Origin of the sequence: Maribacter sp. R86514, assembly GCF_044597005.1 — a bacterium.
In the GTDB taxonomy this organism is placed as follows: domain Bacteria; phylum Bacteroidota; class Bacteroidia; order Flavobacteriales; family Flavobacteriaceae; genus Maribacter.
This window is the reverse complement of sequence record NZ_CP138999.1, coordinates 550,614-565,414: the sequence shown is the minus strand read 5'-3', so window position 1 is coordinate 565,414 and position 14,801 is coordinate 550,614. Positions and strand designations below refer to the sequence as shown.

Here is a 14,801-nt window from a genome sequence, read left to right as displayed (position 1 = left end):
AATAAGACGTATGTTCTAAGCAGATTCAAATATGTGTTCTATTTTAAGTAATTACCTAACGTTATATTGCCTATAATATTTGATACAATGACGGGTCTCGTATGTTTGTATTTTGGTACTCACTAGTATCATTAGCCTGCAAAATAGGTGCCAATACACAGAGTACAGTCGTTTTACCTTTAATTTTAAGTGTATTGCCTTTTACACTGCTTCTCCAACGGAATTTTTCTATCGGAATGTTCAATTTAAACAATACCTCAGCCATTTCTGGAGATTCTGATATCCAATCCATTATTGCTTCTTTGTCTTCTAAAGTAGGTATATCATTTGTGTTGTCAAAAGTAAATTCCCAATCTACCGGTATATTGAATTTAAAACTATAGGCTTTACCAAATGAAGTTTCTTGTCTTGTCTTTAATGCCGTAAACCAATCGATAGCTACATCAGGATATTCTTGTTGAAACTCTTTTGCAAGATGCGCAGGACCCAAAGATTCTGCTGTTGGATAGTAGCCGTAATAAGGCTTTGCCAAATAATGATCGGCATATTTACCGCCGAATACATTAAAATATGAGGACGCCACTACTTGCTCTACTTTAAACGTATTTTTCAATTCTTGAAGTAAGGGTTGATTTTCCCCTAATCCGCACGAATGAAATATGATTTTAGAGCCACTGGTAACATCATTACAAATTGTTTCTATGCTATTCGCACGAATGGCATTCTGCAAACTTTTCTCCGTAATACGCTCACCATTCTCCCTGATTTTCAACGACATGCCCAACCAGGCATTACTATGACTTACAATGTGTATTTCTTTAAAACGTACTTGATTTTCTTCTGCATTATTTAAATAACCTACAATCTCATCAATAGCATATAAGCTATCTACAATTGGCATTCCTTGTTTTTCAAAATACTGCTTGGCATTGCTATAATAGGTGTTATCACCTTCATCAAAACCAGCAATAAAAACAATAGCTTCTTGTACCATTTCTTTTTTGGTAGGTGAAGCAAGTGCCGCCTCCGACTGTTGCGAAAACGGCTTCTTACTACCTAGCATTAGCACACTAACCAATACTATAATTAAACACTTATTCATAATTATTTTTTAAAAGTCTATACTAACTAAAGCATCATCCTTAATCTCACGAACTTCTTCTTTTTTGGTCAACTTAGAGCCATTCCATACATACGAAGTGGTAATGAATTCTACGTTGTTTTGAGCCAATGCATCATCAAGTGTTTTGATGTTTTTTGTAATGGTCGTTTTCAGTAAAATAGTACTCTTAACGCCTTGCATATCCGACGGAAAAACAAAAGACTCGGTCTTTAAGTAATTGGTGTCTGCATAATCTATTAAATCCGCCACTTTCTTGAATCTACCATTATTCCAAAATAGGTAGCTTTTACCTACTTGGTAACCTGTGTCTTTATCAGCTAAATCTACCGTAATCACATCTTCTACATTGAACAAACCTAAACTACCGTGGTTTTCAATATGAACCGGAATCGCAGCCAAACTATCTAACACCATTTTGTCTAATTGTTGTCCGTTTTTAAAGGCACGTAATTGGTATTTTACTTCTGTAATACCTGATTCGTTTTTGGCGCTACTTTCATAACCGTACACAAACTTCACTTGGTTGTCTGCAATACTCCCAAAAGATTTTTGAGCGATCATACCTCCCCAAACCCATCCGGTTTCATTGCCTGTAGTTACTCGGTACCAGTGACTATTGATGCCATCTATTTCTTTAGAGTACATGCTTTTTTCCCACAGTACCATTTTAGTTCCAATATCTAGAAGTGTTACTTTTTTACTTCTAACAGATGGCTTTTCACGAAGAAATACTTTGTGAGCCAATAAATACTCATAAGTCAGTTCTTCTGCAGGAATATCTTTATCCATCACTTCAAATTCTACTTGTTCTATACTTTGGGCGAACATGTTTACAAATGCAAATAAGCATAGGAATAAGGCACTTTTCTTCAAATTTTTCATAATTCTAAATTTTAAGGGTTATTAATAATTAATTGCTGTTATAGCGTCTTCAGTATCAAAATCATCGTCGTTCCAGGCGATGCTTCTAAGTACTTTAATGTCTTTAATAGTAGCTGTTTCTGTGTATTCTAATGCTGCTCTTAAAATGGTTCCTTCTTTACCGAATAATTGGTTAGGAAAAATGTAGTGTATGTCTAAAATAGGTTCGTAGGCATACTCATTTTTTATACTTGGCAACGCGATAAAATCATTGTCATTACTTACCAAATAATAGTACTCTTCTGTACTTGAACAACAAGCGTTATATTCTAGTGTTACTTTTAAGATTTCATTGATATCTTCTAAATCCGGATTACTTAAAACCGAGATGCGTATTTCATCTAATAAACCGAAATCTGAGATAGATAATGTTGCCACAAGACGCTCTGGATTGTTTGATTCGATTATATCTACCAACCAGGTGTCTTCCTCTTCTTGACCACTACTTCTTTGGTTTGTAATATCGTAGGTATCCGTTAATTGAAACTCCTGTGCATTGGTGATACAAATGCTGAATAAAAAGGCGAATAAGATTAAATTTTTCATACTGTTATTTTTAGTTGTTTTCTTTCTACACTACTAAATTACAGTAGAGACAGCGCTCTTAAGAGGGTGTTCTAGTATTCGTAGCACCTCATCTAGAATTCGTTGAATATGCTGTAATTATTTATTCTGCACCTGTTCTTTATTGAGTTTATTACAAAAGAAAAACCTGCAAGATTTTACAAATCTCACAGGTCTCCTCCTCCTTTCGGAGAACCAACTAACAAAAACTAACTACCTATTTTTTCAACGTTAACGTCATTTCTTTTTTAACGGATTTTAAACTGATTTTCTCCAATTCTGATTGCATAGTTTTATCAATTGTCCAGCTACCATTTTCTAGTTTCTCTACACGTATCACCTTGCCTTGTTCATTGAATTTTATGCGTAAGCTTTCATACTTTTTTAAGTACTCGGTTATTAGTTTGGTATACATCACTTTGAACTCCATCGTCAATTGTCTTTTTACATTCTTCTCTATTTCGTTTTCAAAATCTATGGTAAATGTGCGTTTAAATTTGCTACTCTCTTTTACCTCAGCTTCTGCACCAACGGCTGAATTATTTACATTGTTAGGCATTGGTAACGGTTGCTTCACTTTGGTCAATGAGCCGTCCTCATTTACTATGGCTTCATCTACCGCTACAAAAGAAGTGTAGTTGGTAAGTAGGTTGTATTTTAACCCTAAAGCAACTACCTCACCTTTTACGTCTTCATTGAACAAGTTTTTATAATCATCTAACTCCGCTATTTTCTTTCTTGCCCATAAGTAACGTAATGCTTTGTTCTGCTTACTTAAATGCCCATCAGATACATTATACACTTCTCTAAATCGCTTTTTACCTTGATAGCCGGTTACTATAATTTTCCCTTCTGCCTTGCCCCTATATTTTCCATGGATAACTACTGGTCTTGCCGCAAATACATCTGGTATACTCTTTTGGGCTAGGTCATACATATCAAAGCCTTTTGATTCTATTTTTACTCGTGTTAATAATGGTGTAGAAATGTATTTAGCAAAGTCTTTGGCTACTTCTGCCGCTTCTTCAGATGTCGTTGCAATAAAGGATTCACTATTAGAAACCTTTGCCATACCTTCTATTAAATACCTATTGACGCTAGAACCGATACCGAATGTAAATACATTGGCTTTATCCAAATTTGAGCTGATCAGCTCAAAAGCTTCTTTTTCTACACTTACATAGCCGTCAGTGATAATGACCATAGAACGGGCACTTCCCATATCTTTTCTAGGTAATTTATATGCCTCGTGTAATGCACCTAATAATTGGGTGCCACCACCGCCTTGACCATCGGATAAAAAACGAATGGCTGCTTCAATATTCTGCTCGGTCGATTCTACCGGTGTGGGGCTAAAAACAGTTGAACTAGATGCGAATAACTGAACATTGAAGGTGTCGCTCATTCGTAAATTGCAAAGTAGGTTTCGCATTAATTGTCTTGAAACTTCTAAAGGGTATCCGTTCATAGAACCAGATACATCTACAATAAACAAGTACTCACGTGACGGAATATCTTCTAACTCCACATTTTTACTTGGCTCCATTTGATAGGTAAAGAAATTCTCGTCTTCGCCCTCATACATCAACAATCCCGTTTGTATCTGGTTACCTCTTAGGTTGTAATTTAAAATGAAATCTCTGTTCGACGGATTTATATTATCCTCGGATAAAAAGACTTCTGCTGTTTTCGCATTAGGATGCTTTACGGTTACTTTATGACTAGTGCTATTTATATTCTGAATGATCATACCCGCATTCAAGGTTACCGTCATATCAAAATCAAAACTATCTGCAATACCCTTTGCCGTGTATGGCATATTGAAACTCTCTTCATTTTGAGTGCTCTCACCAGTAAACCTTGGACCCACAACACCTGGTGCTATAAATTGATATTCCCCATTTACAGGCACCAATATTTCTGTGTAATAGATATCTATGGCAATTTCATCGCCAGGCATAATATTACCCACATTCATTTTAAACACGTTGGGTCTGTCTTGGTCTAACTTCGCTGCTCGCTTGCCTTCGCTTAAAGCCGTTTCATATACTTTTTGGGCTTCTTGCTTTTCAAATATTTTGGCATTTACAATACGGTTACCAATAGTCATCTGCATTTTATGCACCGCTGCCTGTGTAGAAAGCGGAAATATGTATTTAGCTTCTATTGCCTCTGCTCCCTTATTTTGATATACCTGCGTTACCCTAACATGAGCAATAGTACCAGATATTTCAACTTCTGTTTTTGAAGATTTTAAAGGAATAACCGCATCTTCTGTAGATACCAATAAATACGGACTTTCATTATCTTGAGAAAAGCCTGTGAAGATGGTGCAACACAGTAAAAAGGTGTAAAGTAGTTTCATGATCGTAGTTTTAGATTATTATTATTTGAAGTCAAATCTAACTGCGAACTACTCGTAAAATGGGTGCCTTTTAGTATTCGTTGGCTATGAACTAGAATTCGTAGTTCACTTTAGCTTTTCAACTACTGACGAATATCATGTATCACTAATTCAATCATTTATACTTTTATCGCATCAACAAAAAACAATAAGGTCATGAGAAGAAATTTAGATGAAAAGGAATGTGTAGCATTACTAAAGCTAAACTACATTGGTAGACTCGCCTATATTTCTGGTGGATGCCCACATATTGTACCTATTAACTATTTCTACGATTCAGATACAAATACTCTTACAAGCTATTCTTCTGAAGGTCATAAGATTCAAGAAATGAGAAAAAATACAGCTGTTTGTTTGTTTATTGATGAAATCGTCTCTATCGCAAAATGGAAATCGGTTTTAGTTCAAGGCACTTTTGAAGAACTTTCGCGTATTGACGCCAAGCATATGCTACATGAATTTTCTGAGGGAGTCAAGAACGTTATCTTAGATAAGTATGGAGAACATCCGAAATACATCAGTGAATTTTCTGCAAAAATTGATAATCAAGATAAACCAATTGTTTTTCGTATTCATATTAACGAAATGAATGGTAAATCAAGAAAAGCAGATATCTAAAAACCGTAATAATCACTATTAGAATATTATAAAAACTCCCGAATTTATTTAGAGTTTTTGCAATCTTAATTGCTATCTATAAGAAATCTCTTCTCGAAACTATTCTTAAGCAGTTGTCTTGCAGATGCCAACAACTCTTCTACCTGTTCTTGGGTTGTTTTACGTATGTACGCTATTTCTTCTGTAGTTAAACCCTCGTTAGTAAAGAGTTCAAATACCGTTCTCATTGGCAGGTTCATTTTATCTAATATTAATTGTACATGGTTATATATACGTTCTTTATCTAATGTAGCATCTAACTTATCTGCCAATTTCTTTTCTTCCTCGGTTATAAATACATGATTAAGAGAATAATTGCTTTTATCTAAAGACTTATCATCCATCTCATCTAAAAGTAAAAAGTCACCATCGGCGTCTTGTGTATAATTTTCTTCCATGGCATCCCATTCTGGTTTGGAATAGGTATCTATATTATCAAAAAATACATGATCAAACTCCTCCTCTACCAAACTATCCTCTAATAGCTCATCTACTTTTTTGAATAGAAAAACATGCAATTCATTTTCACTTTTTATATCATCGATATTATCATACACTTCTATAAAAAGTTGATCTGTAAAATCGCTGGGGTTAAACATACCTTTATTTAACTTTCCATTTGCAATGGCACTATTCAACCTTTTAGACACATATCTGTAAATTTGAGGGAGTACCTTTAATAGTTCTGTATTGAAAGATTCTCTATTCTCTTTTCGTTTATAAGAGACCAGTTTAGAATACGTTTCTTTCATTATTATTCTTATATCATTCATGGCAGTTTCCATAATAGTTTATTTTTAAGGTTATTACACTATAAAATTGCAATCTTATAGGCGTAAATCATATGATAAATATCAGTGACTTCCCTAAAGATTTCAGATACCTTAGTACTTGATATGCCTTTTACAAATTAGTACCGAAAAACAATAATATGATCAACCCTACCGACTTTGGAATTACCGGACTCACAGACCAACAGATTGATGCTTCTAAAGAAAAACACGGTGTAAATTCTTTTAATTACAAAAAAGAAAATAGCTTTTTAAATGCCCTAAAAAGTATTGCTAAAGAGCCCATGGTCATATTATTACTCATAGCTTCATCTATATATTTCATAACCGGTAATTATGGTGATGGCGTTTTTTTGGCTTCTGCCATTGTTCTTGTTGGCTCCATATCGCTATTTCAAGATTCTAGAAGTAGAAAGGCTCTAGAAAATCTCGAAAACCTTACCCACCCAAAAAGCAAGGTCATACGTAATGGTGCCGTTGTAGAAATTGATAGTCAAGATATTGTTGTTGGTGATTTTCTTATGGTTGAAGAAGGCACTACCATTTCTGCCGATGGCGTTATAGTTCACTCAAATGATTTTTCTGTAAATGAATCCATATTAACCGGCGAATCACTTTCTGTATATAAGGACGCCACAAGTACAGATAATTTAATTTTTACAGGAAGTACCGTTGCTAGCGGATTGGCAATTGCCCAAATTACAGCAATTGGCAACTTAACCAAACTGGGAAAAATAGGCAAAAGCCTTGAAGACATCACCGAAGAAAAAACACCTTTGGAACTGAAGATTTTCAACTTCGTGAAATTAATGTCCATCTTGGGCGGCGTTGTATTTCTACTCGTTTGGGGAATAAATTACCTGCGTTCTGGTATTGTACTAGACAGTTTACTAAAGGCATTGACCTTAGCCATGAGTATTTTACCTGAAGAAATTCCTGTAGCATTTACCACTTTCATGGCATTAGGCGCGTGGCGATTAATGAAAATGGGAATCGTCGTAAAACAGATGAAGACCGTTGAAACCTTAGGTAGCGCAACTGTTATTTGTACTGATAAAACGGGTACTATTACCCAAAACAAAATGGCTTTAGCCAAACTGTTCACATTAAAGACCGGTAACATAGTAAACACTAAAGATATTTTAGGCGATAATGAAAAAGAACTTATAACTACTTCTATGTGGGCAAGTGAACCAATACCATTTGACCCTATGGAAATTGCAATACATAATGCATATGGTACCTTAACAGATAACGATGAGCGCCCCAATTATAAAATGGTTCATGAATACGCCTTAGGTGGTAAACCGCCAATGATGACCCATGTTTTCCAGGATGATGAGGGCAACCAAATTATTGCCGCTAAAGGTGCGCCTGAAGCTATTATAGCAGTAGCCAATCTTACTACTTCTGAAATTGAAATGATACAAAACACACTTACCGAATTAGGTAAAGACGGATTTAGAATGCTTGCCGTGGGCATGGCGATATTTGAAGGAGAAAATTACCCAAAAGAACAACAAGATTTTAAATTTGATTTTAAGGGAATTATCGCCTTCTATGATCCGCCAAAAGAAAACATCTCACAAGTTTTGAAGGACTTTGATAGTGCTGGCATACAAGTGAAACTGGTTACTGGTGATAATGCTAATACCGCTATGGCAATCGCCAAACAAATCAATTTTAAAGGATACGAAAAATGTATTTCTGGCGATGAGTTAATGCAACTAACAGATACCGAATTACAAGAAAAAGTAAAGCACATCAACGTATTCTATAGAATGTTCCCCGATGCGAAACTGAGAATTGTAAATGCATTAAAGAAAAACAATGAAGTTGTTGCCATGACCGGTGATGGTGTAAATGACGGCCCTGCTTTAAAGGCTTCACATATTGGTATTGCCATGGGTAAAAAAGGCACCGAAATTGCCAAGCAAGCGGCATCCCTTATTTTGGTTGATGATGACCTATCTAGAATGGTAGATGCCGTTGCCATGGGTAGAAAAATATACACCAACTTAAAAAAGGCAATTCAGTATATCATCTCTATACACATACCCATCATTCTTACTGTATTTATACCCTTGGCGTTACGGTGGATCTATCCAAATATATTTTCACCCTCCCATGTTATTATTTTAGAATTGATTATGGGACCAACATGCTCTATCATTTTTGAAAATGAACCTCTAGAGAAGAACCTCATGTTCAAAAAACCGAGACCTTTTTCAACTACTTTCTTTAACTATAAAGAATTAACTACCAGTGTTATACAGGGTTTAGCAATAACTATGGGTGCATTAGTAATTTATCAATATACAGTGGCTGTTGGGTTCTCTGAGAATACGACTAGAACTATGGTTTTTACGGTGTTAATAGTCGCCAATATCTTTTTGACTTTAGTCAATCGTTCTTTCTATTATTCCATATTTACAACCTTGAAATACAAAAATAATTTGGTTCCGCTAATTATAGGTTTAACGATCATTCTTTCATTAGCGATAATCTATATACCTGTGTTAGCCATCTTTTTTGAATTTGAAAGTCTAACGCTATCTCAGTTAGGTTTGACCATTATTATAGGTGCCATCTCCGTTCTTTGGTACGAATTTGTAAAAGCAGCAAAACGCGCTAAGAAAAAAGTATGATTATAGCTTTTCGCCATATGCTAAATCACCAGCATCGCCTATACCCGGTATAATGTAACCGCGAGCATTCAATTCTGGATCTACTGCGGCAATCCATAAGTGAGTATCGGTTGGGAAAACACTTTTTACAAAGTCAATACCTTGCTGAGAGCCTATAACAGAGACAATATGAATTTGTTTGGGCGTACCATGTTTTTGTAGACCTTCCAATACATTTTCTAAGGTTCTGCCTGTTGCTAACATAGGATCTGTAAGTACAAGAACCTTACCTTCTAAAGAAGGTGCAGCAAAATAATCGACTACAACTTCAAAATCATCTTCGTTGTTTTTATGTTTACGATAGGCTGATATAAATGCGTTTTCAGCCGCATCAAAATAATTTAAAAGCCCTTGGTGCAATGGTAAACCTGCTCTTAATATAGAACATATAACTACTTGATCTTGGCTTAAATGCATGGTCTTATTACCAAGCGGAGTTTCTATATTTTTAGAACTATATGATAGTTCTTTACTGAATTCATAACCGAGTACCTCTCCTATACGCTCTATATTTCTACGAAATCGCATAGGGTCTTTTTGAATCTTTACATCGCGTATTTCTGAAATAAACTGGTTGAGAACTGAATTTTGGTCTCCTAAATTATGAATGGTCATAAATGCTATTTTTTAAGGTACTGCTTTCAAAAATAAAACTTGTCATTATGAAAATGGCTATTAACGACCTCAAGTTTTTTAAAAATATAATGAAACTGTATACGACAATATATTACCCATACTATCTTCATCTAGATTTACGATTGTCTTTCTTTTTGTTAAAATATTGAAAATCAGCTACTAAAAAGCAAAACTTATGATTTGCTTTTACTGCTTATGATATTTATCATAGGTTTTTTTCATACCCTCCAATACTTTTAAGTATCAATAAAAGAAAGCTATGAAAAATATTCTCATTCCTACAGATTTCTCGAGCAATGCTGATCACGCGATTGCATATGCCCTTAATATTTTTAAGTGTGAGCGTACCAATTTTTATTTTATACATGCATATGCAGATGAAGTATATGGACCATATCATAATGTAGACAAGGATACATTCGACAAACAAAAAAATAGTATTGCTGAAGAATCTGAGAATAAATTACAGAAGCTTGTTGCGGATACGCAAACAAAAACACATAACCCGCTTCATAAATACGAGGCAATTTCATCTTTTGAATCTCTGGTTGATGCCATTAACGATTTTGCCGATTCAAAAAATATCGACTTAATAATTATGGGTACCAAAGGTAAAACCGCCAGTTCTAAAATCACCTTTGGCAGTAACACCGTGCAAGTATTTAAGTACGTGAAATGTCCGGTTTTGGCTGTACCCGATCAATATAGTTATAACCAACCTAAGAAAATACTATTTCCAAGTAACTACATGCTTCCTTATAAACGTCGAGAATTAAAACTACTGGATATTATGGCAGGAGAGTTCAAAGCAGAGGTTATTAGTTTATACATCTCTGACTTTGAAGATTTAAGTCTTAGACAACTAGATAACAAAAAATTCTTAGAAGAATCTTTACCCCATGCTAGATTATCATTTACAAGAACCGGTGTCAAGAACAGGGCACATGCGATTACCGAATATATAAAAGAGCATGATATAGATTTACTAGTAATGGTTAACTCAAGACATTCTTTTTTAGAAGATTTACTATACCAATCCACTATTGATGAAATGGGTCTTTCATCTACTATTCCGTTTATGGTAATGCAAAATCTACCCCGCTAATTAAAGTTATTCTACTATGAAAAAGATACTGATTACAACAGATTTCTCAGATAATGCATGGAATGCCATTTTTACTGCATTAAAAGTGTACACAGAAGTAGATTGTCATTTTTACTTACTGCATGCTTATGAACCAACACCTTTAAATTTAATGGGCTCCAAAAGCCAACAAAGGATGGGTGTTATATATGATTCGCTTTCAAAATATTCTGTAGAAGAACTCCAAGAGGTGCTCTCATATCTAGAAAAAAACCACAAAAACGCAAAGCACCAATTTACGACGTTATCAAAACCAGGAAATTTAGAAGACGCAGTGGAGTCTGTATTGAACAAAAATGATATCGACATGCTAATTATGGGTACACAAGGTGCCACTGGTGCCAAAGAAGTTTTCTTAGGTAGTAACACGGTAAAAGTATTAAATCTAATAAAAAGCATTCCCATTCTTGTGGTACCGACCGGTTTTAATTTTCAAAGCCTAAAGTCAATACTTTTCGCAACTGATTTTAGCGCACCCTACACCAAAAATTTATTTGACCCTATTATCGAGCTTAGTAAGCTTTGGAATGCCAATATTGAAATAGTGCATGTGGCTATAGAATTCATTTTAAATGATCATCAAGAGGCACATAAAGAAGTTTTAAAGGAACGATTAACCGGGTTCGATATTAAATTTAAGAACATACCTTTTGAAATCAATATTTCTAAGAGTATTGACCTGTATGCTGAAGAGAAAAATTCAAGCTTCTTGACCATACTACGCCATCAACATACTTTTTGGGAGAATGTTATAGGCGAACCTGTTGTAAAAAAAATCGCTTTTCATTCAAAAATTCCGGTTTTATTCTTACCCCAGTAACAGGTCATCTTTTCTAATATTTAAACTACTACAATGAAAAATATACTAATACCTACAGATTTCTCAGATAACGCTTGGAACGCATTGGTTTACGGAATTTCTTTTTACCAGAAAACACACTGTAATTTTCATATTGTTCACGTTAATGCCATTAATACAACTGCTAGTGGAGAAGCTGCGATGTACGTATCTCCAGAAATTTTAGAGACCTCAATATTGGCAGAGAGTAGAGAACAACTTAAAGCTCTTAGTAAAAAAATAGAACAACTACCACTAAACGTTAAGCATGAATTTCATTTTAAAGCTATCTATGGCTTTTTAACTGATCAGCTTAAAGATTTTGTCAAAGAAAAGAGTATTGAACTTATAATAATGGGTACAAAAGGGGCCTCTGGTCTTCAATCTGTGGCTATGGGTAGTAATACAGGTAATGTTATTACAAAAGTACCATGTACATTATTAGCTGTACCAGAGGATGCTACTTATGATAAAGTAGAAGAAGTAGGTTTTCCGTCCGATTTAAATTTATCATACGACGTTAGAATACTTGATACCATCAAAGATATCATCCTGCTAAAAAAATCTGCTTTACGATTGCTATATGTTTCTAGTAAAGGTGAAGAACTAAGTGCTAATCAACTAAAAATTAAAAATTTATTCCTAGATTATTATAAGGAAATGGAATGCACCTTTCACGAAGTTACAGGGAAACATATAGATGAATCTGTTCAATGTTTTACAGAAAGTAGAGATCTAGATATGCTCATAATGGTCGCAAAAAATCTAAACTTTTTAGAGCGTATTCTATTTAGACCGACTGTTGAAAAAATAAGCTATCACACGAAAGTGCCATTCTTAGTCATACACGAATAATACTGAATAGCTTAAGCATTACATATGCTCTTTTATGGCTATTCTAATATCTTCGATTGGCATTACACCTGTATGCCGCCAAAGAGGTGTACCGTTCTTAAAAAGTATTAAGGTCGGTACACCTTTAATTTTATATCTTCTTACTTTTCCCTTTTCAATTTCTACATCTATTTCAATGCTTTGTATTGCTTCACCGAACTCCCCAACCACTTGGTCTACAACTGGTCTTAATAATTTACAAGGTACACACCAAGGTGCATAAAAATAAACCAATGTAGGGGTAGTCGAACCTATACTTTTTCTAAATTTCATTTACATCGATTTTGTATTTGCTTCTTAATACTAGCTATTAAAAAAAGAACTACTAATGACCAATATCATACTATTTGTAATCTACAGTACCTAATTTTAATTCATCAAATGACAGTACTATGACACGTATTCTATTTCCCACAGATTTCTCTCAAAACTCCTTAACAGCAATACGTTACGGACTCACTTTATATAAAGATATAAAATGTACTTTTTATCTTCTGAATAGTTATATGCCACCTGTTTACCATACCGAATATTTAATGGGGAGTCCGGCGCAAATAGGTCTTGGAGATCTTGTACAGCAGAATTCTCAAGACAACCTTGAAAACCTCAAAGAGAAATTACTAAAAGAATTTGATAATCCTTTACATACTTTCATTACCCATTCTGCGCTAAACGTGCTTTCTAGTGAAGTTACCAGAACGGTGGAAGCCGAGGGTATAGATATTGTTGTAATGGGAACCCAAGGCGCTACAGGTGCCAAAGAAATTTTGTTAGGTACCAATACAGTGCACGTTATCAAAAATTCTAAATGTCCAGTTTTGGTCATTCCTTCAAAATTTGAATACGAAGCACCTACGCAAATACTTTTCCCAAATGATTTTGAAGTGTCATTAGATAAAAAAAGTTTGGCACAATTATTAAAGATCACCAATTCTCACGTATCGCAAGTAAATGTAATGCATGTTGATACTGGGGATGTTCTTACTCCTACTCAGGAAAATAATAAAAAACAATTGAGTAAAGTATTATCTGAGAGCGGATTTTTCCATGAAGTTAAATGTAATGAGATTATTGCGGCCATAAATGAATTTCAGATAAAGCAAAAAATAAACTTATTAGTCATGGTACAAAACAAGCATACCTTTTTAGAACGTTTGTTTATTGAGCCTGTAATCAAGAAAATAGGCTTTCATGTAACAGTGCCATTTTTAGTAATTCCACAATAATAACTATGAAAACCAAAAACATTCTTGTAGCAACAGATTTTTCTAATAAAGCCTATAACGCGCTTTTTTATGCTACCCAAATTTTTGAATCAACAGCATGCACATTTCATATAGTTCATGCCTATGATGATATTATTTTGAGTGCAAAAAACGCACTATTTACAGGTAAGAAAGAGATGGAGCTTTTAGAAAAACAATCTCAAGAAAACTTGACAAAAACAGCACATAAAATTGTACTTGACACGGGTAATGAAATACACAAATTCAATACCATTTCTAGTAATGGAAGTCTTGCCAGTGTAATATCCAAAACGATTGATACTCATGATATTGATTTGGTAGTTATGGGTAACAAAGGTAAAACAGGCGCCAAAGAATTATTTATGGGCAGCAATACCATTCAAATTGCCAATACTATTACTACATGTCCCATTCTGGCCATACCTAGAGAGATTGCCTTTAAACCTATTGAAGAAATCGCTTTTGTTACCGATTATAAAAAAGGATGTACTAAAAATTCGATTTCTATGTTGTTAGATATCGCGTCAATTTCAGATGCTTCAGTTGCAGTTCTGCATATTAATGAAGAGGAATTAATGACTTCTAAACAGGTATCCAATCAAAAACTATTAGATACCTGCTTATTAAATACACCGCACAGCTATGATGAGATTTGGAACTATGCCGATAAGGCAAATGTTATTCAGGATTTTATAGCTGAAAGAGAAATCAATATGTTGGCAATGGCGTATCATAGAAGAAAATTCTTTGAACGTTTTTTACATGAACCCGTAATTATGGATTTAAGTATCTATGCCACTATTCCGTTTCTGATTCTACCGGTACAAGACTGATATTTATCATAGTTATTCAGTTAACTGGACAATATATTTATAGAACAATCTAAATCATTTAA

The 14,801-nt window shown here is 34.4% G+C and carries 14 protein-coding genes; 7 read left to right on the top strand and 7 right to left on the bottom strand.

Features of this window, described 5'->3' with window-relative positions:
• Positions 1-70 precede the first annotated feature (70 nt).
• The 4 genes from SJY30_RS02300 to SJY30_RS02285 all read right to left on the bottom strand — a co-directional run bounded on the left by SJY30_RS02300 (position 71) and on the right by SJY30_RS02285 (position 4,973).
• Positions 71-1,102 (bottom strand): hypothetical protein, encoded by a 1,032-nt coding sequence (locus SJY30_RS02300; RefSeq protein WP_396634006.1) that lies wholly within the window; start codon positions 1,100-1,102, stop codon positions 71-73.
• 9 nt (positions 1,103-1,111) lie between these two features.
• On the bottom strand, positions 1,112-2,005 hold the full coding sequence (locus SJY30_RS02295; RefSeq protein WP_396634005.1) for an SH3 domain-containing protein: 894 nt from the start codon (positions 2,003-2,005) through the stop codon (positions 1,112-1,114).
• A gap of 21 nt (positions 2,006-2,026) precedes the next feature.
• Positions 2,027-2,590, bottom strand: coding sequence for a hypothetical protein (locus SJY30_RS02290; protein ID WP_396634004.1), 564 nt, complete (start codon positions 2,588-2,590; stop codon positions 2,027-2,029).
• 235 nt (positions 2,591-2,825) lie between these two features.
• Entirely contained in the window at positions 2,826-4,973 is a 2,148-nt protein-coding gene (locus SJY30_RS02285) for a VIT domain-containing protein (protein WP_396634003.1), read from the bottom strand.
• 195 nt (positions 4,974-5,168) lie between these two features.
• Here SJY30_RS02285 and SJY30_RS02280 point away from each other — a divergent pair, with 195 nt between their 5' ends.
• The gene (locus tag SJY30_RS02280; RefSeq protein ID WP_396634002.1) at positions 5,169-5,630 is read left to right on the top strand and encodes a pyridoxamine 5'-phosphate oxidase family protein; all 462 of its coding nucleotides are present in this window, start codon (positions 5,169-5,171) and stop codon (positions 5,628-5,630) included.
• 65 nt (positions 5,631-5,695) lie between these two features.
• Here SJY30_RS02280 and SJY30_RS02275 read toward each other — a convergent pair whose 3' ends face one another.
• Positions 5,696-6,454 carry a sigma-70 family RNA polymerase sigma factor gene (locus SJY30_RS02275; RefSeq protein ID WP_396634001.1) on the bottom strand — a complete coding sequence of 253 codons (759 nt, stop codon included), beginning with the start codon at positions 6,452-6,454 and terminating at the stop codon, positions 5,696-5,698.
• 146 nt (positions 6,455-6,600) lie between these two features.
• On the opposite strand from SJY30_RS02275, the gene SJY30_RS02270 reads away from it, so the two are divergent.
• A complete protein-coding gene (locus tag SJY30_RS02270) occupies positions 6,601-9,108 on the top strand; it encodes a cation-translocating P-type ATPase (RefSeq protein ID WP_396634000.1) in 2,508 nt (835 codons plus the stop codon).
• Here the strand turns inward: SJY30_RS02270 and upp are convergent, their stop codons facing one another.
• Positions 9,109-9,762: a uracil phosphoribosyltransferase gene (upp, locus tag SJY30_RS02265; protein ID WP_396633999.1), complete on the bottom strand. Its 654-nt coding sequence runs from the start codon at positions 9,760-9,762 to the stop codon at positions 9,109-9,111.
• 280 nt (positions 9,763-10,042) lie between these two features.
• Here upp and SJY30_RS02260 point away from each other — a divergent pair, with 280 nt between their 5' ends.
• Genes SJY30_RS02260 through SJY30_RS02250 form a run of 3 tightly spaced genes read left to right on the top strand, consistent with a single transcriptional unit; the run spans position 10,043 to position 12,620 of the window.
• Complete coding sequence (locus tag SJY30_RS02260) at positions 10,043-10,888, top strand: universal stress protein (protein WP_396633998.1); 846 nt, start codon at positions 10,043-10,045, stop codon at positions 10,886-10,888.
• Between the two features lie 16 nt (positions 10,889-10,904).
• A complete protein-coding gene (locus SJY30_RS02255) occupies positions 10,905-11,747 on the top strand; it encodes a universal stress protein (protein WP_396633997.1) in 843 nt (280 codons plus the stop codon).
• Positions 11,748-11,780: 33 nt separating this feature from the next.
• The gene (locus SJY30_RS02250) at positions 11,781-12,620 is read left to right on the top strand and encodes a universal stress protein (protein WP_396633996.1); all 840 of its coding nucleotides are present in this window, start codon (positions 11,781-11,783) and stop codon (positions 12,618-12,620) included.
• An 18-nt stretch (positions 12,621-12,638) separates the two neighbouring features.
• Here the strand turns inward: SJY30_RS02250 and SJY30_RS02245 are convergent, their stop codons facing one another.
• Positions 12,639-12,932, bottom strand: coding sequence for a thioredoxin family protein (locus SJY30_RS02245; protein WP_396633995.1), 294 nt, complete (start codon positions 12,930-12,932; stop codon positions 12,639-12,641).
• A gap of 119 nt (positions 12,933-13,051) precedes the next feature.
• Between SJY30_RS02245 and SJY30_RS02240 the strand changes: the two genes are divergently transcribed.
• Together SJY30_RS02240 and SJY30_RS02235 are read left to right on the top strand one after the other, a co-directional pair.
• Positions 13,052-13,885, top strand: coding sequence for a universal stress protein (locus SJY30_RS02240; protein ID WP_396633994.1), 834 nt, complete (start codon positions 13,052-13,054; stop codon positions 13,883-13,885).
• A 5-nt stretch (positions 13,886-13,890) separates the two neighbouring features.
• Complete coding sequence (locus SJY30_RS02235) at positions 13,891-14,739, top strand: universal stress protein (RefSeq protein ID WP_396633993.1); 849 nt, start codon at positions 13,891-13,893, stop codon at positions 14,737-14,739.
• The last annotated feature ends 62 nt before the right edge of the window (positions 14,740-14,801 follow it).

What these genes read in the sequence shown, in the direction of transcription:
- SJY30_RS02300 (WP_396634006.1), bottom strand. Translation starts at nt 1,102, where the DNA reads ATGAATAAGTGTTTAATTATAGTATTGGTTAGTGTGCTAATGCTAGGT.
- SJY30_RS02260 (WP_396633998.1), top strand. Translation starts at nt 10,043, where the DNA reads ATGAAAAATATTCTCATTCCTACAGATTTCTCGAGCAATGCTGATCAC.
- SJY30_RS02255 (WP_396633997.1), top strand. Translation starts at nt 10,905, where the DNA reads ATGAAAAAGATACTGATTACAACAGATTTCTCAGATAATGCATGGAAT.
- SJY30_RS02240 (WP_396633994.1), top strand. Translation starts at nt 13,052, where the DNA reads ATGACACGTATTCTATTTCCCACAGATTTCTCTCAAAACTCCTTAACA.
- SJY30_RS02250 (WP_396633996.1), top strand. Translation starts at nt 11,781, where the DNA reads ATGAAAAATATACTAATACCTACAGATTTCTCAGATAACGCTTGGAAC.
- SJY30_RS02280 (WP_396634002.1), top strand. Translation starts at nt 5,169, where the DNA reads ATGAGAAGAAATTTAGATGAAAAGGAATGTGTAGCATTACTAAAGCTA.
- SJY30_RS02275 (WP_396634001.1), bottom strand. Translation starts at nt 6,454, where the DNA reads ATGGAAACTGCCATGAATGATATAAGAATAATAATGAAAGAAACGTAT.
- SJY30_RS02285 (WP_396634003.1), bottom strand. Translation starts at nt 4,973, where the DNA reads ATGAAACTACTTTACACCTTTTTACTGTGTTGCACCATCTTCACAGGC.
- SJY30_RS02270 (WP_396634000.1), top strand. Translation starts at nt 6,601, where the DNA reads ATGATCAACCCTACCGACTTTGGAATTACCGGACTCACAGACCAACAG.
- upp (WP_396633999.1), bottom strand. Translation starts at nt 9,762, where the DNA reads ATGACCATTCATAATTTAGGAGACCAAAATTCAGTTCTCAACCAGTTT.
- SJY30_RS02235 (WP_396633993.1), top strand. Translation starts at nt 13,891, where the DNA reads ATGAAAACCAAAAACATTCTTGTAGCAACAGATTTTTCTAATAAAGCC.
- SJY30_RS02245 (WP_396633995.1), bottom strand. Translation starts at nt 12,932, where the DNA reads ATGAAATTTAGAAAAAGTATAGGTTCGACTACCCCTACATTGGTTTAT.
- SJY30_RS02290 (WP_396634004.1), bottom strand. Translation starts at nt 2,590, where the DNA reads ATGAAAAATTTAATCTTATTCGCCTTTTTATTCAGCATTTGTATCACC.
- SJY30_RS02295 (WP_396634005.1), bottom strand. Translation starts at nt 2,005, where the DNA reads ATGAAAAATTTGAAGAAAAGTGCCTTATTCCTATGCTTATTTGCATTT.